A 294-nucleotide genomic window follows, 5' to 3' on the forward strand; every position below is an offset into this window, starting at 1 on the left:
CTCCGTCTCGTGGGCTCGGAGATGTGTATATGCGACAGGGCCAGGCCGCGCGCCGGGTCGCCGAACACGGCCGTCGTGCAGGGCGTCGATGCGGTCACGATCTTCGAGGTGTACGCGCCTTCGCTGCCGAACCTCACTTCGCGCGTGCCGCCGAACCGGCAGACCTTGCCCTCCGCGGCGCATTCGGTCCAGGAGACCGCTTTCGCGCGCGCCGTGGCGCCCCGCACGTCGAAGGCGCCGAGGTCCAGCGCGCCGGAAACGGGGCGCGCCTCGCCCGACGCGACGTCCTTGTAC

1 pseudogene is annotated in these 294 nt (G+C 71.8%); it reads right to left on the reverse strand.

The window, feature by feature from the left end:
* A pseudogene (locus tag ACEN88_RS35180) lies at window positions 1-294 on the reverse strand (hypothetical protein); the annotation flags it as partial.

This window comes from Massilia sp. CT11-108, assembly GCF_047302915.1.
Taxonomy (GTDB): domain Bacteria; phylum Pseudomonadota; class Gammaproteobacteria; order Burkholderiales; family Burkholderiaceae_D; genus Telluria; species Telluria orientalis.